The following is a 16,316-nucleotide window of genomic DNA, read 5'->3' on the forward strand; positions in this document are numbered from 1 at the left end:
GTCATTTCAAACGGATATCCTCATGTTACTTTTTTCAATTCTCAGTGCTGGCTCTGCAGTCATCTCTGACTTCACCGTTCTGCTCATACTGCGCGTGTGAGGCTATGACAGAGTTGAGTCAACGTGCGCTGACGGGTGATAAAACAGTACGTTAGATATTCCGTAAATACCCAGGTTGTAGGAGAGGATACAAGATGTCAGATAACATAACGGAATTACGGTTTACCCATAATGCGCCGATGGACAGCCGGGGTTTCCGCTGCCTGCAAATGTTCCAGCAGTGGCAGCGACGTATTGACATCATTCTATCCCCCTACAGCCTGACGCAACAAAGCTTCAGTATTCTCGCTATGTGTGGCTGGCTGTCGGAAAAAACTATCGGGCGACCAAGTGCATTGCCGTCAGACAAAAAGTGTTGGTGGAAATGTCAGGTATACCCAAAATGCAGGTGTCTCTGAACCTACGGCGGCTTGAGCATAATAACTTAATCACTTAATCACTGTTCAGCCTTTCCTGCCAGACAGGCGAGAACGTATCATTGCACTGACTGACTTAGGAATATGTACCCTGAATGACACTCTGATACTGGTCGAAGAAGAAGATCAACGGTTACTGAACGATGTGCATTTTGGCGAATGAATTCCCCATGTCACTGTATTTTCTCTAATCCTGTCATACATAATTATAAAACGCTCTCCCGCAGGCAGCCCATAGCCTGAACGTCTGGTCAACTCAAAAACTACCGAACCTGAGTTAGGGGCTTCTCTGGCCTCGACTGTGGCATAACATGGGCGAATGTCCATTTCCCTATTGAGTAATTTGAAAAGGGTTTCTTTCGCTGAAAAAAGAATGGTTGCGGCATAAACCTGTTGTTCGGGCGGAAGGCACCTCAGCCATTTTTGCTCTGCTTCTGTCGCCACTTTACTGAGCACAGCCTGTAATGAAACCGGTACTAAAGGCGGTTCTATATCCACACCAAAAAGTAAGTCGTCTGGTCCCTCCAGAAGTAATACATTTTCACGAGAGTGAGACAGCGCTCCATTTCTGCCTTTAGGAAATGCTGGAGCTCCGGACGCTGACTTCCCTAAAGGGATATTCTGACAAAATGCCAGCATCATAAGGCTGCGGCCAGCCCAGAATTCAGCCTGACGCTTCTTTGTCGCTGTTCCCAACTTCGCGTCGTGTAATGCTTTTCGTATTAAGGCGTTTTGGGTTGGAAAAAACGTAGTCTCGTAGCGTGCGTGCCACAGTCTTATCGTTGGTGAAAGCGTGGTCTGACTGATGTTTATCAGTATCGACTCTTCAGGTTCCTGAATTGGCCGCCACTGTTGTTGCTGTATGACGTCAGGACCGTTTTGCATGTGAAATTACATACTCCGAGTGAGAGGCTGTTGGGGAAGTTTTAACTTTGCAGCAAAAATAGGCTTAACGTAGGATATTTTCCGTTTCCCAGGGCGACCCCATTATAAGCAGGATACAGATGACACCGCAATTTGCTCAGTGAGGGTTTTGATTAAAGTGAGTTTTATCGCGGAGAATAACCAGCCACTAAAGACTAAATGATCTAATAAATGACATTTAGCCTTTAGTGATTAATCAAATATTAGGCCAGTGCTTTGGCTTTAAGCTGCATATATTCACTTTCAGTGATCGTACCTTCATCCCACAGTTTTTTGGCGTCAGCAATCTGTTCTGCCGGTGATTTACCCGCAACCTGGCGGATATAATCATTGGTCTCAGAGACAGATTTTTGTACGGTGGCACGATAGCGCTGCGCCATGCCTTTACCGCGAGTGATCAGATAGATAAGTGAGGTCAGTAGTGGGATAAACAGCAAGAAGATAATCCAAACCGCCTTATAAAAACCATTTAGCTCATGATCTCTGAAGAGATCCGAAATAACCTGAAACAGGATCAGTAAATAGGCAATAAAAAAGAAGATTGAAAAAGTGGTCGCCAGAATATCCCAAAGCGTAAGAAAGTGACTGGTCATATGCTCTCCTGAAATGACGTAAATTAAGTAACTCAGTACGGTAAAAAAATCACTAACTACATTATATACTTAATTTATATTTCAACCGTTTTTATTGAAAATTAATTTTTCGCCGCTTCAGGCAATTGGCGTAGCCGCTGACCCACATATAGCGCCAGTAATAACATGGTGGCGATAAATGTGACAACGCCACTCCAGCCTAAATTAAGCCAGAAAATCCCGCCTAAGGTGCCCGCGACACTCGAACCGGCATAATAACAAAATAGATAGAGTGAAGATGCCTGTGCTTTCGCTCGGCGCGCACGACGGCCTATCCAGCTACTGGCCACCGAGTGGGCGGCAAAAAAGCCCGCAGTAAATACCATCATGCCGATAAAAATGGTGATCACTGGCGGAAAACTGGTGATCAGCACCCCAATCAGCATCATACCAATTGATGCCAATAATATCGGCCCACGGCCATAGCGGCTGGTTAATGCCCCGGCTTTTGGCGAGCTATAGGAGCCAGTCAGATAAACTATTGATAATAATCCCACCACCGCCTGGCTGAGATAGTAGGGCTGAGCCAGTAAGCGGTAGCCAATATAATTAAATAGGGTGACAAAACTGCCCATAATGAGAAAACCCTCGGCAAACAGGAGCGGCAAGCCGGGATCACGCCAGTGCAGTTTAAAATTGATGACCAATGTTCTGGGCCGTAACGAAGTGGGGCGGAAGTGTTTCGATGCCGGAAGAATGCGCCAGAACATGCAGGCGGCGGCTAACGCAAATAAGCCAATCACCGCCAGCGCGATTCGCCATGAAAAGAAGTCGCTGAGTACGCCGGTGACCAGACGACCACTCATCCCACCAATGGAGTTGCCGCTGATATATAGCCCCATGGAGAGGGCAACAAAACTCGGGTGAATCTCCTCACTGAGGTAGGTCATCGCCACCGCCGCCACGCCGCTAAGGGAGAGACCAATCAAGGCCCGCATCAACAAAATACCGTGCCAACTGGTCATCAATGAGCAAATAAGAGTACAGATCGCCGCCAACATCAACGCCACTACCATCACTGATTTACGCCCGACCGCATCCGAAAGGGGGCCGGTAAACATCAGGCCAAAGGCCAACATGCCGGTGGCGGCCGAGAGGGATAAGCTACTGCCCGCCGGTGAGATATTGAAGTCCTGCGACAGCAACGGCAGGATCGGTTGTACACAGTAGAGTAGGGCAAAGGTCGCTAATCCGGCGGAAAAGAAAGCCAGTGTAACGCGGATAAACTCTGGTGTACCACGTTGAATATAGGGGCGTTTCGATAAGCGAGCCACCTTGGGAGCGGGGGCTGAAGCGGTGCTATCATCATTGGCTGCGGGCGCTGGCGCTGGGGTCGCCGTGGTGCGCGTAGAGGTGGTCACGGTATTTCCTTTTCATTAATACAATCAAAGACAATTTCTTGCCAAAAGCCCATTTTCGCCAAAAAACAGTGGTGTTAACTACTTCAGACTGTTGACAACCTCCGATGGCGCGGCTTGAGCCTCCAGGGATGGATTTACGGCGTCTTTACGATCTACCTGTTCCCTCCGCAACCAGTACTTTGTCAATAACCTCCAGTGGCGTTAGCCACTTAACGGCTCAATAACGGGATGATAGAAATAGCTGAGTTTTTTGTCTAATATATTAATTATTCGAAATAAGACTTTAAACATATCAATGGAACTCAATGAGTATTGAACTCAGGCACTTACGTTACTTCATTGCGGTGGCCGAAGAGCTGCACTTTGGCCGGGCAGCGGAGCGGTTGCGTATCTCTCAGCCACCGCTCAGTCAGCAAATTCAAATTCTGGAGGAGCAAATTGGTGCGCGATTGTTCGCCCGCAACAACCGCAATGTCAGTCTGACCCAAGCGGGCGCCCTGTTTTTAAAGGAGTCTTATCAAATTCTGGCGCAGGTAAACTCGGCATCAGAAAAGGCGGCGCGTCTACATCGTGGCGAGTCCGGCGAGCTGACCATCGGATTTACCTCATCAGCACCATTTATTAGCACGGTATCTAAAAATTTGCGGGCATTTCGTCAATTGCACCCGCAAGTTCACATTAAGATGCAGGAGGTCAACACCAAGCAGCAAATTGAGCCGCTACTGGATGGGCGGCTTGATATTGGTGTGATGCGCAATACACGGCTGCCAGATGCGCTGCAATATCGGTTGTTGCTGCGTGAACCGCTGGTTGCGGTAGTCCACGAAGAGCACCCGCTAGCCACATTACCCCATGGCAGTGTCAAATTCAGCTCGCTAGCTGAGCAGCCGTTTGTCTTCTTTTCGCGCGAGGTGGGGACGGCGCTGTATGATGAGATCCTCACGTTATTAGCTCGCGCTGGTATCACGCCCTATATTACCCAGGAAGTTGGCGAGGCGATGACGATTGTCGGCCTGGTCTCTTCTGGTTTGGGGGTATCAATTCTGCCGGCTTCATTTACCCGGATAAAAGTGGATGGGGTGAAATACTTGCCGTTGGCGGAAGCGAGTGCCACCACCGAGGTGTGGCTGGTCAATCATAAGCATCGACCAATTACCGCCCCAGCCGAGGCCTTGATTCGCCTGATGGTGGCGGATATTCAACCGTAGGCCATAGATCATGGGCCACGATTGAGATGAGTATTGACAGCCGTATTCAACCGTCCTTAACGTCGTAACGATGCTGATCCATGCGGATCGGCAGAGTACCGCGCAGTGTAAAAAAACCGAACAAAAGGGGTTTTGTGGTCATTGCGGATGATTTCAATCAACGTAAGGAAACGAGCTGTGAAAGAGTTAGTCCTGCACTGCCGAGATAGCTATATCTTTAAGGAAAAGACTCCGATAGGAACAGAGTTAACCATCAGTTGTCATGGTGAATTTGATTTTCACAACAATATATTTATATCGAAGGTGGCGATTATCGGCAATCGGTTTCGTCGTGCGGGGGATCTAGCGAACTTTATTAGAAGTGCCCCGGTGGCGAATATCCGGCGTATACATTTGGCATTTTGCCATTCGGCAGATTTTTATCTAGGGTCTATAGCGGCAGAGTTGTCACGTATAATTGCCAACACTTATGTCGTTGGCTATGCCGGTTCGGTTACAACAGGATTTTTGCAAGAAGATGCGAATGATCTGTTTTCGAAACATGGACACGGGCCAGAATATAACAGAGACCTCAATGAGTACTTTCGCGTATTTAAACATGATGAGCCGCAGAACAATACGTTTGATGTCCAATACCACAAGATTGAATTTCTTAATGGCAGCATTAAAAGCCAGACCAACCAGATAGTCACTGAATACAGTCATATTTATCGCGCCAATTCAAGATATCACCAGCTTTGACGGTTCTAATGCCATGGACAATAACCCGGCGATAAATTAGATAGTCGCCTGTGTCAGTCGGTTTGCACGGCAAGAGAGGAAGTGTACCTCATGGTATGGCAACTGGCCTGCGTGGATGGCTTCCAGAATGTTTTGTGTGGTGACAATATCCACCGGGAGGATAACATCACAGTGACCTCCTGAGCGGGAGGTGCAAGATAGCCCAAGAGAAACATCCACACGCAGAATATAGTTTTTTACCGTGTCTCTACCTGAATAATCTTTTATCGACACCGGAGAATCCCCCCGGTGTAACCGCTCATATAGCCCCATAACGGTATGATTTGAAATGGTTTCACCGTGTCTGACATACCAGTTAACCGAGACGCCTGTTGGAACACGGGTGTCCATCGGCATACCACCCAAAAAAGCCTGTAAGGGCAGGAACCGCCCATGACTAATAACCGCCACACGTCTGGAAGGCGTGCTATTGCACCTGCGGACCAATATACGCTTTCCATTAATAGACTGGGCTAATTCCATTTTAAGTCCCTTTTTTATCAGTTAATTGTACATAAATTAATGTCTCCCTGCGGCCAATGAAAAACCGCCGGAGTTTCGAAACCTACTTTCAGTGTATTACCGTTATTTTAACGTTGGTTAAATGAATATTAAAAAAATAGCGTTTTTGCTTACTGCGCCGTTAATTCTCTATATAAAAATATTATGTACATAACGGGAGGTAATTTTAGAACAAGATAGATATGATAAAAAGTGCCATGCCAATGTCAGGATTTATGATTACCGACAATTTTGGTGTGCCATTTATCACTTTTTTAATCGCCAATAGGATGATGGATTTTTCTAAAGGGATATAGATATGAAAGCAAAAGTGACAGTGACCAAACTTGAATTACGCAACGTCAGACTAATACAATCTCCAGGACAAATAGGACACAGCTTCGAATTCGTCACAAGATTGAAAGTCGAACCGCGCACTATGGGGCTATTTTCTGGTGAAGGTATTGATTGGCCAAAGTTACAATGGTTCGAAACCATAGACTGGTATAAGTTAGATTTGGAAACAGAGACATGGATTTACGTGGGGAGTGAGCCACGCCATAAAGATTTATATGCAGCAAATCCATTGTCGCAAACTTTTATCACGTGGAGGGAAGGGTATCGTTATACATTTGCAAGAAATACCCGAGGGTTTCCAGTCACACTCATAAATGCCCCTGAAGCTGAGGTCAAACATTGGATCGCGCGTAACGGCTTTGAGTGGGAGCTGCCGATCAAGGACATACCAAGTATAAGTTTGCAGGGAGGTTCTCGTGGTGGAGCAGGAGTCAGCCTCGTTATTGGTCCCACCCGTCGCCGCGTCGTTCGTTTCAATCTAGGTTTTGCTGGAAATCCGCATCGAATTCATTGCACACAGATACTCGAAACGGTTGAGGGCCAGCCTACAATTAATGTTTTTATACCAAAAGAACTCAATAATATTGACTTGAACGATCAAGACAAACTCGTCCTATGGAGCAACTCGGTCAATTTTTAGATATATAACATGCCCCAACGGTTTGGTAAGCAGAGCACTGTGGGTGTGAGGCGGTAATATTTCATGTCATTGGTTGCCAATGGCAAATAGTCCATTAGGTTACATTAACCATTAAATATCATCGGTGAATAATATGCTATCACGTACAGAGTTAGAAAGATTAGGCCTTTTCCCAGCACAACCCAATATGTTTCCATACCAAACGCCAATACTAATAGGGCTACCACGGACATTTGATGAGATAATAGAAAATGCTATCGCAGCTGGACGCATTAGGGTTGTTGTCGGCGGTAAAATGGAGTGGGTTATGACGCCTATTGATAGGGGTCATATATCTAGAGTGGAACCGGGTAACTTACCTGATATTCTAAGAAGAAATGGTTATTGGCAACATGTCACCAGCATTCGATGGTCACCAGACCAGAAAAATTTTATAACAATGGTAACCGATTATTTCAGCAGACAGAATCCTCAGTATATCAGTCGATATGGCATAGTTAATGCTGGTCAAATACACCTCTACGTCACAAGGTAATCAGTTTTGTGGGTTATTTCCCCTCGGCCCTCCACTAACTCCTTCCTGAAAGGGGGCCAGTGGAAGAACCCTAGAAAATACTGCTGCAGTAGTGGTAAAAAAACCACTGCTCCCTTGACTTCAAACGGTATAAATAACCAGCAATGATTACTTATTATGTGCAGTAAATCACATAACTAATCAAATAGTTGACGCCATATGCTAAAAGCCCCAACATAGCCGATAATCTTTATTTAGAAGCGCGAAAAATACTCGGTTGGCAGAGAAGGAGCCGGTTTAGTGATAACGGATGGACAGCCTGGGCATATTGATCAAATCAAGCAGACCAACGCAGGGGCCGTGTATCGGCTAATTGATCTGTTCGGCCCCATATCCCGCATTGAACTCTCTAAGCGGGCCCAGTTGGCCCCCGCCAGTATCACTAAAATTGTGCGCGAGCTGGTTGAAGCGCACCTGGTTAAAGAGACCGAATATCAAGATGTGGGTAGCCGTGGGCGGCCAGCTATTGGCTTAGTCCTGGATACCGAAGCCTGGCACTATGTCTCCGGCCGTATCAGTCGTGACTTCATCACCCTTGCACTACGTGACCTCAGTAGCAAACTGGTGGTTGAGGATCACATTCCGCTACCGGATAGCCACCCGGAACCCCTGCTAAATCGTATTCTCAACGAAGTGGACCGCTTCTTTATCCGTCATCAGGAAAAGCTGGAAAGGCTAACCGCTATCGCCATTACCATGCCGGGTATCATTGATGCACCGGCAGGTATTGTGCATAAAATGCCATTTTATGATGTTGATGAGATGCTGCTTGGCCCCGCACTGCAGCAGCGAACGGGACTGCCGGTCTATCTGCAACACGATATTTGCGCCTGGACCATGGCCGAGGCGCTGTATGGTGCCTCGCGCGGATGCCAGAATGTGATTCAGGTGGTGATTGACCATAATGTGGGGGCCGGTGTTATTACAGCGGGCAGGGTATTACATGCCGGTAGCCGCAGTGTGGTGGAGATTGGTCATACCCAGGTCGACCCCTATGGCAAGCTCTGTTATTGCGGTAATCATGGCTGCCTTGAGACAGTTGCCAGTATTGAAAATATGCTGGAAATTGCCCAGCAACGATTAAACGGCTCCATGAGTTCGTTATTACATAGCACGCCACTGAGTGTTGAATCTTTATGTGATGCCGCGTTAGCCGGTGATCAACTCGCCAAAGATATTATTTTGGGTGTCGGCCACAGCGTAGGGCGAATTGTCGCCATTATGGTCAACTTATTTAATCCGGAAAAGATCCTGGTAGGCTCGCCGCTAAATAAAGCCGCCTCTATTTTACATCCGGCCATTGCCGCTTGTATTCGCCAACAAGCACTGCCCGCATACAGCGATAATATTCTGGTTGAACCGACCGCATTCTTTAATCAGGGTACAATGCCCGGCGCGGCATTAGTAAAAGAGGCGCTCTATAACGGCTCATTATTAGTGAAACTGCTGCAAGGCTAAGCTATTAACCACTAATAATTAAGAGTTAATTATTAGTGGTTATCTCGTGTCTACTCCTCCTATTATTTGCGCTTATCCGCTAAAAACCTCTCTCAGTTCGGTAAAACCTTGCGCTAACGCAAGCTGTCCATGGTCGGCATCGCCTAGACTTTTGTCCATATTGCCCATTTCGCTAATGTTAAGTGAAAAGAGTTAAGTCTGCGTGACCAGATTTTGGAGTATTGTTATGTTAACGCGAGTATTTGTGACGGGTACCGACACCGCTGTTGGTAAAACCGTAGTGTCACGGGCCTTACTTCAGGCTTTAAGCCAAAATGGCAGAACAGCGGCGGGCTATAAACCTGTCGCGACCGAAAGCAAAGAGACCGCCAATGGATTGCGCAATCAGGATGCGCTAATTTTACAAGCATCGTCATCCATTGAGCTTAATTATCAGGAAGTTAACCCGTTCCCATTGCAAGCGGATGTTATCCACGCCTGCTCGGATACACTGATTAACTACGACGAAATGACCCAGGGGCTACAGCGCTTATCCGCCAAAGCGGATACTGTGGTGGTTGAGGGTTGTGGTGGCTGGAAAGTGATGATGAATGACCAACGTTTCTATTCTGACTGGGTAATACAAGAACAATTACCGGTTATTTTGGTCGTCGGCATTAAATTAGGCTGTATCAACCACGCCCTATTAACCGCACAAGCCATTATCAATGATGGATTGCCACTATTAGGTTGGGTCGCAAATCGCATTAACCCCGGATTAGCCCACTACGCGGAAACCATCGCCATGCTACGGGAACGTTTACCGGCACCGCAGTTAGGACAATTACCCTATTTGCCACACCCGGAAGAGAAACCATTGGCGAAATACTTAGATTTATCGGTGATTAGTCAATAATATAATTACCCCATTGGCTGGGGTAATGAAATGAGTAATAACCCGTGCGCTATTCTAGCCGCTCAAACCGCGACGAATAGATCTGATTCATTAGCGTGAGGGGAGCTCTCGCTAGTATTATCATGCCATTCTGAAAATATTCAGCATGTCTGGGTTTTTTTCAATAATGCGCAGTAATTTCAAACTGCTACCGGTTGGTGTTCTTTTATGTTGTTCCCATGCCTGAACAAGGGAAGGGGACACACCAACTACTTGAGCAAACTCATCTTGTTTTAGTTTCGCTTTTGCGCGGATAGCTTTAACATCCGGCAAAGTGAGTGTAGTGACTCGCGCAGCCTGCATGTCACCTCGCTTAATTGCTAATGCTTCCTGAGCACTGGCCATCAATTCACTGAATAATTCATCTTTCATTTTGCCTCCTCGATAGCCTCGATGACTTTTCTGAGCTGGTTTTTTTCACTGTTAGTCAGATTATCTTTCTCACTCTTTGGATAGGCTATCAGTAGATATATTTCACCTTCTCGGGTCAGGTAGTAGTAAATGACTCTAATCCCACCACTTTTTCCCATTCCTGATAATGCCCACCTGATTTTTCTGCATCCACCCGTGCCGGATATAGTATCGCCAACCGTAGGATCTAAACTGAGAAATTCTTGGAACCTTTGATACTCATCAGCACTTAATAAACCGTCGATTTTCCTTTGAAAAATAGAGGTTTCAATGAAATGTAATAGATCCATCTGCCTCGACTCCTTCCCTGTGAGTTGTTATATTACTCGTACAGAGTACGAGTGGCAAGGTGAGTTATGCCCGATAGGCCACTAGATTAAGGCCAGAGATTAAATATTTATGCGGTCAGTCTGCCACTGATTAGCACCCGAGGTATATGATGGGTGCTAATCAGGCAGTTATGTGATTATTTATTGACCACTGAGACTGTTTTTACTAATGAGGTTTGTTGCTATGAGAAAAAACGCTGTCAAACTATATAAAATAATATTGTCCACTCTCTCATTATTAATACTCTCTTCATGTACAACAAAAAATGAATCACGACTGTTAGTTTACAAGATTAATAATAAATATTTTTCTCTGGAAAAAACATGTGTTGAACAGGTATCTCTGCGTGAAGACAAATCTCTATTCTATAAAAATGATAATCTCATTATAGAACTGGATAACAAGAAAGAGTGTGTGAAGCAATTTTCAACATTCATCAATTCAAATATTGGAGAAAAAATGCAAACGCTATTTAACGGCTACCAGATATACCCGGAAACCAAAATAGTATCTGCGCTGTTTTTTGTTAATGGGCTATATTACCAGGCCGTCGCTAACCGGGCAGTGGCATTAGCCATAGTCAATGAATATGCCAATTAAGAAATTCCGCAGAGTTTATTACTTATAACAGATAAAGATAAAAGCCCACGGAATTTCACTTTACTTAGAAGTTAACCTTGATGACCTGACCGACAGTATGACTTTTAAATCTTATTCTATCTGTGCCGGTGCCATTATTATTAGAGATTTGAAACTCACCGGGGCCTTGAGTATAGACCAGCTGCATATGAGTTTCTGTCGCATATTCAATTTCCACATCAAAAGATGAGGGTGCTGTTGATTCCGTTTCAAAACTTACGGTGTAAACTGAGCTACCAGTATGGCCTCTTAAATTTACCCACGGCCCCCAAAATAATGGGGCGGCCCAAGCTTGTACTGTATTCATATGAAACTCCTTTTAAATTATTCCCGCCATACTTGGCGGGCGTAATTAATTTTAACTTCATGATTTGAACCTTATGAATTGAAAAATAACTCTTTTATTAAATTTATGCATGATAAAATCACTACAGAACTATATCATCCTATTTAATGGGCAGAATAAAAGAGTCCGTATAGATGCACCGTTCTCGTCTGGCGCAGTTAATAATTGCACATTACTCACCAGTATCGAATGTTAATTGTTGATGGTTAGCGACTACCTTATTGTTATATAAAACCGCCACCAATTACTCATGCTAAAATACCAGGCAGATGAATCAATCTGAGTTATTTTGACGCCCGTGATAGACCGATATTGGGCGTAACCAGCGCGCAATGGTTGTCGCAATCACGCAGGATAGTAGCAGGCTGGGGAGTAGGGTGTATTCGCCGGTCATTTCGCACACCATTAATGCCGCCATCATCGGGGCGTGAGTCGTCGCAGCCAGTAGGGTTGCCATCCCGGTCAGCGCCATTAACAGCGCAATGTTGTCGCCGAGAACCGGCCACCAGGCCAGCATCTGCCCACATAACATCCCCAAAGCGGCGCCCACAAACAGTGTCGGGGTAAATACGCCGCCCGGCGCGCCCGAACCACTGCTCGCGAGCACCGCCAATAACTTGCATATCAGTATTCCACCAATCAATAAAACGCCCGGCGGCGTAGTTAATAGCGACTGCACCACACTGTAGCCATTCCCCCAGACCTCGGGGAAAATTAGCGATAATAGCCCAACGATGATCCCGCCGAGTGCCAGTTGCAGCGGCGGTGGCAGGTTAAGTGAGCGGAAAGCGTGGCCACTGGCCGCCATGGCTTTGAGAAATAGCGGCCCACAGAATCCGGCAAAGAGTCCCAGTAATGCCATTAGGAGATATTGTATCGGCCAGGGTGATGGTAGGGCTTGGACTTGATAAAGGGCCTCCTGCCCGCCGTGCAATAAATTGGTGGTGAGCAAGGCACTGACCGCAGCAATGACCACTGGCCCGAGGGAAGCGAGCATTAAGGTGCCGAACAGAATTTCTGCAATAAATAGACTGCCCGCCAGGGGCGCATGATAGGCGCTCGCCATCCCGGCCGCCGCCCCACAGGCAACCCAAAGTTTCCACTCACTCGGTTTGGCATAACGCTGGGCAAAAACAGAAGCAAACAGGGCCGCCAGTAGCACCATCGCCCCTTCACGACCAATGGCACTGCCGCTGGAGACCACCAATAGTGAGGCGAGGGATTTGACCAAACTGGCGGAGACAGCTAACCGCCCATCGCCGATCTCGATGGCCTCCATATAGTCGGTCGGTGTGCTGGGCTTTTGCTGTTGATAACGTTGATAGGCCCACAGTAAAGCACCGGCGGCCAAACCGCCCAGTGCCGGGGTTAATGCCCGTCGCCAGCCAGTAATCGAAGAGGCCGCCGCCACCAGACTGCCATCGGTTCGGGCGAAATATAGTCATTCGGTCCCTGAGAATTACACTTTGAAGTGATTCAGGGTATGCGCTTACTGGTTACGAATATTGAGCGAGAATCACGTGATGATCGCCGCTTTTCTTTCGAGCCAGTAGGTGCTCCACGTTCGCTAACGAATACTCAGGGCATGCAGATAAACTGCTGGCTATATTTCTTTCGAAGAGCGTGGAATGCATACCAATCCCCGATAAAAAGGAGTTGGTGATGACTGTGACTAATCAATTTGCTGCGCACGTTGGTCTGGACTGGGCTGATAAAAAACACGATGTCTGTGTTCAGTTTAAAAACGGTGAACGCGTATTCGATGTGATTGAACATACAGCAGAAGCGCTTGATGCCTGGCTTACTGAGTTACACCAGAAAGTAAAAGGTAGAATCGCAATTGCTCTCGAACTGAAGAAGGGCCCTGTAGTATATGCTCTTCAAAAATATCCCTTTATCACCGTTTTCCCCGTCCACGCTTTGTCCCTGGCTCGTTACCGACAAGCCTTCTCGCCCAGCGGCGCTAAAGATGATCCGCAGGATGCCGAGCTGGCATTAGAGTTAATGCTGCGTTACCCCCAGAAGATAAAAGCTATTGAACCCGACAATGCGGATATTCGCTTACTTCAGCAACTGGTTGAGCAACGTCGTCAGTTGGTTGAAGATAAACGACGCTTTGTGAACCGGATAATCAACACGCTTAAACAGTATTATCCTCAGCCACTGGAGTGGTTCTCACATAGGGGTAGCTTACTGTTGTGTGAGCTGATTATCCGGTGGCCCAGTCTGCAACAACTGAAACGAGCCAGGCGCGACACGATCCGCAACTTTCTGAATGCCAAAGGTGGCCGCGCAATGGCCCTTACCGAGCAACGTGTTGCGAGTATTGATAACGCGATCCCATTGACTACAGACCCGAGTGTTATAGAGGCTAATGCTTTGATGGCAACAGCACTGGCGACACAAATTAAAGTCGTGAGTGAAATCATCAAAACCTATGACGAACGAATCGAAACGCTGTTTGACACATTGCCAGATGCGGGGCTGTTCAAATCACTTCCGGGCATGGGGCCGTGTATGGGCCCACGGATGCTTGCTGCACTTGGTGATAACCGTGACCGGTTTAACAGCGCTGAAGAAATTCAAAACTACGCAGGTATTGCACCGGTGACAGAACGAAGTGGCCAGAAATCCTGGGTTCACTGGCGATGGCAGTGTGCCAAGTTCGTCAGGCAGACCTTTGTTGAATGGGCTGCCAAGACGGTTAACTCATCATACTGGGCCAGACTTTATTATCAGGGACTGCGAGAAAAAGGAAAATCTCACCAATCTGCAATCCGGGCTCTGGCGTTTAAATGGATAAGGATCATTTACCGCTGCTGGAAGACCAGAACCCGCTACGACGAAGCGAAATATTTGCTGGCTCTCGAAGCGCGACACTCGCCCTTACTGAAGCCATAAAAAGCTTGTCGAATGTCTCAGGGCGTGAAGCAGCCACTCCAGCCCCAACATCGCCTGATGAAATAACCACACGATCAGGGCTGCCATCATGCCCAACATGATTGAGATCAGCAGTCGGCGCAGCATGGCGCGGTAGTAATAGATATGCGCTGGACGTTTCATGTAACGTCGTTGACTGACATAAAGTCACTAACTGACATAGCGAGATAAACCCCTTATTTAGCAAGCTGATAGATTGTTACTTGCCGTCAAGTGAATGACCAGTGAATCTTTATCAATATTGCCCGCTATTTCCGCCAACAGAGGATTAGCGACCAAAAAGAGTTAGCAACAAAAAAAAGTTAGCAACAAAAAAGGGCGCACCATAAGGCACGCCCTGACGGGAAAGGGCACGGGATTACTCGCCGTTATTGATGCGGATATAAACAATTTTCTGGGTATCATTCTCGCAATGGCCAACCACTTGACCACCTGCTTGCTCGACCTGATCATTAGGGACGATATCCAGTCTAAAACCTGATTCAGGCACGCCGTTGCTAATAATTTTCTGAGCGATCTCCGCCTTGACGCTTTCGCAAGATGCCAGTGCCGCCAGAGGCGCGAGAGAGAGTAGCAGTGTGCTGATAATAATTGTTTTTTTCATCATAAAATCCTTATGTGGATGAACAGGTTGCCTTAGGTATTGATCCCTAAACTCAGCTTAAAGGATAGCCCAGATCCCGATGACCTCAAGTAAATCTGAGCCATCGCCGCTGTTTACGGATTAATCTGGCGGCCGGATAAGCGGTCGAGGCAGCGCTCAGTATTCGGCTCCCAATAGGCGTTTAAATTCTCGCTGCGATTACAGCTATCTTTCGCATCTTCAGCACGATCGAATTTATCGAAATTCTTTTCTACCCGACTGTTCACTTTGTTGCGCAGACGATGGTTATCATCCCACTGCTGTTGGCTTTGGCGCGCCTGCTCTTTGGACATCGGGTCATTACTCCCGCCGACAGAGACGCAAGTGCTGCCCTGAGTGCAGTTTGCTGATTGTGCCAATGCCGTGGTTTGCCATGTCAGCGGCAAGGCCAGCAGAGCGAGTGGTAGAAAAACGCCGATCAGGCGTGGCACTCTAGCTATCTTCATCGTCTTAAGTCCTTTATCAGTCGGTGATGTTCAATCAGTATGTTATTCACTGGCACGCTATCAGCGAGTAAAAATTATATCATTGCTTGAGGCCGATAAACCAGTCAGTAGCAGCGCGCTGACGGATAGGTAAAGTAACGCAATGTGAATTGAGCATATTACTTTAAATAACAATAGCTTGATTGCGGCATAAAAGAGAACATGGTTCACTGGTCATTCAACTGATGGATCCTCATCATATTCATTTCGATGATCGTCTGGTAGGAGGCAAGACCACCGCCATTCCCTGAACCGTAAGAGGCCAACACCCGATGGCTTTCGGCAGTTCGAAACGCCCGGTAGGCGCGCTCAGCGTTGTCGAATGCCTTAACGGGATGCATCGACCGGCTACCTTCGCTTACCTTCTCCAACTCGACCATGGCAGTTCGCACCTTTTTCTCGGCCGCGACAAGTTCAACTTCCGATTGTTTTGCCACTAGCGGATAGCATTCGCGCTGCTCGACAGTCGTTTGTTTGGCCTGGCACTGTTTGTAAAGCGTCTCAGCAGACTCAGTAGCAGCAGCTATCGAGGTTTGAGTACAGATAGCAGTGAACACGGCTCCCGCGACAACATAGTGGATTGCATTGGCTTTCATTTTCCCACTCCTGGTGGTTGACGAGGGGTTTCCACAGCGGAACCCTCAAAGATTTGCTCTTTATTAATAACATAATTAAAC

General features: G+C 47.0%; 19 protein-coding genes and 3 pseudogenes. 10 read left to right on the forward strand and 12 right to left on the reverse strand.

Translation table 11 applies throughout. From position 1 onward, the window contains the following. Window positions 1–194 precede the first annotated feature (194 nt). Window positions 195–458 carry a hypothetical protein gene (locus tag HRK25_RS15855; RefSeq protein ID WP_005279016.1) on the forward strand — a complete coding sequence of 88 codons (264 nt, stop codon included), beginning with the start codon at window positions 195–197 and terminating at the stop codon, window positions 456–458. Window positions 459–602: 144 nt separating this feature from the next. On the opposite strand, the gene HRK25_RS15860 is transcribed toward HRK25_RS15855, so the two are convergent. The 3 genes from HRK25_RS15860 to HRK25_RS15870 form a co-directional block, all read right to left on the reverse strand. Then, the gene (locus tag HRK25_RS15860; protein ID WP_005279018.1) at window positions 603–1,361 is read right to left on the reverse strand and encodes a 4'-phosphopantetheinyl transferase family protein; all 759 of its coding nucleotides are present in this window, start codon (window positions 1,359–1,361) and stop codon (window positions 603–605) included. 242 nt (window positions 1,362–1,603) lie between these two features. Then, a complete protein-coding gene (locus HRK25_RS15865) occupies window positions 1,604–1,993 on the reverse strand; it encodes a PLDc N-terminal domain-containing protein (protein WP_005279020.1) in 390 nt (129 codons plus the stop codon). 101 nt (window positions 1,994–2,094) lie between these two features. Next, window positions 2,095–3,393: an MFS transporter gene (locus tag HRK25_RS15870; protein ID WP_005279022.1), complete on the reverse strand. Its 1,299-nt coding sequence runs from the start codon at window positions 3,391–3,393 to the stop codon at window positions 2,095–2,097. Window positions 3,394–3,520: 127 nt separating this feature from the next. On the opposite strand from HRK25_RS15870, the pseudogene HRK25_RS20390 reads away from it, so the two are divergent. From HRK25_RS20390 to HRK25_RS15880, 3 genes and pseudogenes are all read left to right on the forward strand, one after another. Then, window positions 3,521–3,586 (forward strand): annotated as a pseudogene (locus HRK25_RS20390) (gluconate 5-dehydrogenase); the annotation flags it as partial. A gap of 112 nt (window positions 3,587–3,698) precedes the next feature. Next, window positions 3,699–4,601 carry a LysR family transcriptional regulator gene (locus HRK25_RS15875; RefSeq protein WP_005279024.1) on the forward strand — a complete coding sequence of 301 codons (903 nt, stop codon included), beginning with the start codon at window positions 3,699–3,701 and terminating at the stop codon, window positions 4,599–4,601. A gap of 177 nt (window positions 4,602–4,778) precedes the next feature. After that, window positions 4,779–5,342: a hypothetical protein gene (locus tag HRK25_RS15880; protein WP_005279025.1), complete on the forward strand. Its 564-nt coding sequence runs from the start codon at window positions 4,779–4,781 to the stop codon at window positions 5,340–5,342. 36 nt (window positions 5,343–5,378) lie between these two features. Here the strand turns inward: HRK25_RS15880 and HRK25_RS15885 are convergent, their stop codons facing one another. Next, window positions 5,379–5,732 carry a putative adhesin gene (locus tag HRK25_RS15885; RefSeq protein WP_143707656.1) on the reverse strand — a complete coding sequence of 118 codons (354 nt, stop codon included), beginning with the start codon at window positions 5,730–5,732 and terminating at the stop codon, window positions 5,379–5,381. Between the two features lie 469 nt (window positions 5,733–6,201). On the opposite strand from HRK25_RS15885, the gene HRK25_RS15890 reads away from it, so the two are divergent. From HRK25_RS15890 to bioD, 4 genes are all read left to right on the forward strand, one after another. Then, window positions 6,202–6,879 (forward strand): hypothetical protein, encoded by a 678-nt coding sequence (locus tag HRK25_RS15890; protein ID WP_032898911.1) that lies wholly within the window; start codon window positions 6,202–6,204, stop codon window positions 6,877–6,879. Window positions 6,880–7,012: 133 nt separating this feature from the next. Next, window positions 7,013–7,414, forward strand: coding sequence for a hypothetical protein (locus tag HRK25_RS15895; protein WP_032898913.1), 402 nt, complete (start codon window positions 7,013–7,015; stop codon window positions 7,412–7,414). Window positions 7,415–7,693: 279 nt separating this feature from the next. Then, complete coding sequence (mlc, locus tag HRK25_RS15900; RefSeq protein ID WP_005279031.1) at window positions 7,694–8,911, forward strand: sugar metabolism global transcriptional regulator Mlc; 1,218 nt, start codon at window positions 7,694–7,696, stop codon at window positions 8,909–8,911. 226 nt (window positions 8,912–9,137) lie between these two features. Next, entirely contained in the window at window positions 9,138–9,806 is a 669-nt protein-coding gene (gene bioD / locus HRK25_RS15905) for a dethiobiotin synthase (RefSeq protein WP_005279033.1), read from the forward strand. A gap of 120 nt (window positions 9,807–9,926) precedes the next feature. On the opposite strand, the gene nadS is transcribed toward bioD, so the two are convergent. Both nadS and HRK25_RS15915 read right to left on the reverse strand, forming a co-directional pair. Next, complete coding sequence (nadS, locus tag HRK25_RS15910) at window positions 9,927–10,217, reverse strand: NadS family protein (protein WP_032898914.1); 291 nt, start codon at window positions 10,215–10,217, stop codon at window positions 9,927–9,929. Beyond that, entirely contained in the window at window positions 10,214–10,546 is a 333-nt protein-coding gene (locus HRK25_RS15915; protein ID WP_032898916.1) for a type II toxin-antitoxin system RelE/ParE family toxin, read from the reverse strand. The genes nadS and HRK25_RS15915 overlap by 4 nt, the downstream gene beginning before the upstream one ends. Window positions 10,547–10,769: 223 nt before the next feature. On the opposite strand from HRK25_RS15915, the gene HRK25_RS15920 reads away from it, so the two are divergent. Then, window positions 10,770–11,186, forward strand: a complete 417-nt coding sequence (locus tag HRK25_RS15920; RefSeq protein WP_032898917.1) for a hypothetical protein — start codon at window positions 10,770–10,772, stop codon at window positions 11,184–11,186. Between the two features lie 64 nt (window positions 11,187–11,250). On the opposite strand, the gene HRK25_RS15925 is transcribed toward HRK25_RS15920, so the two are convergent. Beyond that, window positions 11,251–11,532, reverse strand: coding sequence for a colicin Z C-terminal domain-related protein (locus HRK25_RS15925; RefSeq protein ID WP_032898919.1), 282 nt, complete (start codon window positions 11,530–11,532; stop codon window positions 11,251–11,253). Between the two features lie 313 nt (window positions 11,533–11,845). Continuing rightward, window positions 11,846–13,006: pseudogene (clcB, locus tag HRK25_RS15930) on the reverse strand (voltage-gated ClC-type chloride channel ClcB); the annotation flags it as partial. Window positions 13,007–13,233: 227 nt separating this feature from the next. Here clcB and HRK25_RS15935 point away from each other — a divergent pair. After that, on the forward strand, window positions 13,234–14,472 hold the full coding sequence (locus HRK25_RS15935; protein WP_032899238.1) for an IS110-like element ISEsa2 family transposase: 1,239 nt from the start codon (window positions 13,234–13,236) through the stop codon (window positions 14,470–14,472). 21 nt (window positions 14,473–14,493) lie between these two features. Here HRK25_RS15935 and HRK25_RS15940 read toward each other — a convergent pair. From HRK25_RS15940 to HRK25_RS15955, 4 genes and pseudogenes are all read right to left on the reverse strand, one after another. Then, a pseudogene (locus tag HRK25_RS15940) lies at window positions 14,494–14,634 on the reverse strand (voltage-gated ClC-type chloride channel ClcB); the annotation flags it as partial. A 235-nt stretch (window positions 14,635–14,869) separates the two neighbouring features. Next, the gene (locus tag HRK25_RS15945; RefSeq protein WP_099460581.1) at window positions 14,870–15,115 is read right to left on the reverse strand and encodes a DUF1161 domain-containing protein; all 246 of its coding nucleotides are present in this window, start codon (window positions 15,113–15,115) and stop codon (window positions 14,870–14,872) included. Window positions 15,116–15,228: 113 nt separating this feature from the next. Beyond that, window positions 15,229–15,600: a DUF1283 family protein gene (locus HRK25_RS15950; protein WP_032899102.1), complete on the reverse strand. Its 372-nt coding sequence runs from the start codon at window positions 15,598–15,600 to the stop codon at window positions 15,229–15,231. A gap of 206 nt (window positions 15,601–15,806) precedes the next feature. Then, the gene (locus tag HRK25_RS15955) at window positions 15,807–16,235 is read right to left on the reverse strand and encodes a lysozyme inhibitor LprI family protein (protein WP_005279625.1); all 429 of its coding nucleotides are present in this window, start codon (window positions 16,233–16,235) and stop codon (window positions 15,807–15,809) included. Window positions 16,236–16,316 lie beyond the last annotated feature (81 nt).

The organism is Yersinia bercovieri ATCC 43970 (genome assembly GCF_013282745.1).
Lineage (GTDB): Bacteria > Pseudomonadota > Gammaproteobacteria > Enterobacterales > Enterobacteriaceae > Yersinia > Yersinia bercovieri.

Excerpts from the sequence above, each read along its gene's own strand:
- HRK25_RS15875 (WP_005279024.1), top strand. The coding sequence starts at position 3,699 with ATGAGTATTGAACTCAGGCACTTACGTTACTTCATTGCGGTGGCCGAA.
- HRK25_RS15915 (WP_032898916.1), bottom strand. The coding sequence starts at position 10,546 with ATGGATCTATTACATTTCATTGAAACCTCTATTTTTCAAAGGAAAATC.
- HRK25_RS15935 (WP_032899238.1), top strand. The coding sequence starts at position 13,234 with ATGACTGTGACTAATCAATTTGCTGCGCACGTTGGTCTGGACTGGGCT.
- HRK25_RS15860 (WP_005279018.1), bottom strand. The coding sequence starts at position 1,361 with ATGCAAAACGGTCCTGACGTCATACAGCAACAACAGTGGCGGCCAATT.
- HRK25_RS15920 (WP_032898917.1), top strand. The coding sequence starts at position 10,770 with ATGAGAAAAAACGCTGTCAAACTATATAAAATAATATTGTCCACTCTC.
- HRK25_RS15950 (WP_032899102.1), bottom strand. The coding sequence starts at position 15,600 with ATGAAGATAGCTAGAGTGCCACGCCTGATCGGCGTTTTTCTACCACTC.
- HRK25_RS15895 (WP_032898913.1), top strand. The coding sequence starts at position 7,013 with ATGCTATCACGTACAGAGTTAGAAAGATTAGGCCTTTTCCCAGCACAA.
- HRK25_RS15885 (WP_143707656.1), bottom strand. The coding sequence starts at position 5,732 with ATGGACACCCGTGTTCCAACAGGCGTCTCGGTTAACTGGTATGTCAGA.
- bioD (WP_005279033.1), top strand. The coding sequence starts at position 9,138 with ATGTTAACGCGAGTATTTGTGACGGGTACCGACACCGCTGTTGGTAAA.
- HRK25_RS15955 (WP_005279625.1), bottom strand. The coding sequence starts at position 16,235 with ATGAAAGCCAATGCAATCCACTATGTTGTCGCGGGAGCCGTGTTCACT.
- HRK25_RS15855 (WP_005279016.1), top strand. The coding sequence starts at position 195 with ATGTCAGATAACATAACGGAATTACGGTTTACCCATAATGCGCCGATG.
- HRK25_RS15945 (WP_099460581.1), bottom strand. The coding sequence starts at position 15,115 with ATGAAAAAAACAATTATTATCAGCACACTGCTACTCTCTCTCGCGCCT.
- HRK25_RS15865 (WP_005279020.1), bottom strand. The coding sequence starts at position 1,993 with ATGACCAGTCACTTTCTTACGCTTTGGGATATTCTGGCGACCACTTTT.
- nadS (WP_032898914.1), bottom strand. The coding sequence starts at position 10,217 with ATGAAAGATGAATTATTCAGTGAATTGATGGCCAGTGCTCAGGAAGCA.
- HRK25_RS15890 (WP_032898911.1), top strand. The coding sequence starts at position 6,202 with ATGAAAGCAAAAGTGACAGTGACCAAACTTGAATTACGCAACGTCAGA.
- HRK25_RS15925 (WP_032898919.1), bottom strand. The coding sequence starts at position 11,532 with ATGAATACAGTACAAGCTTGGGCCGCCCCATTATTTTGGGGGCCGTGG.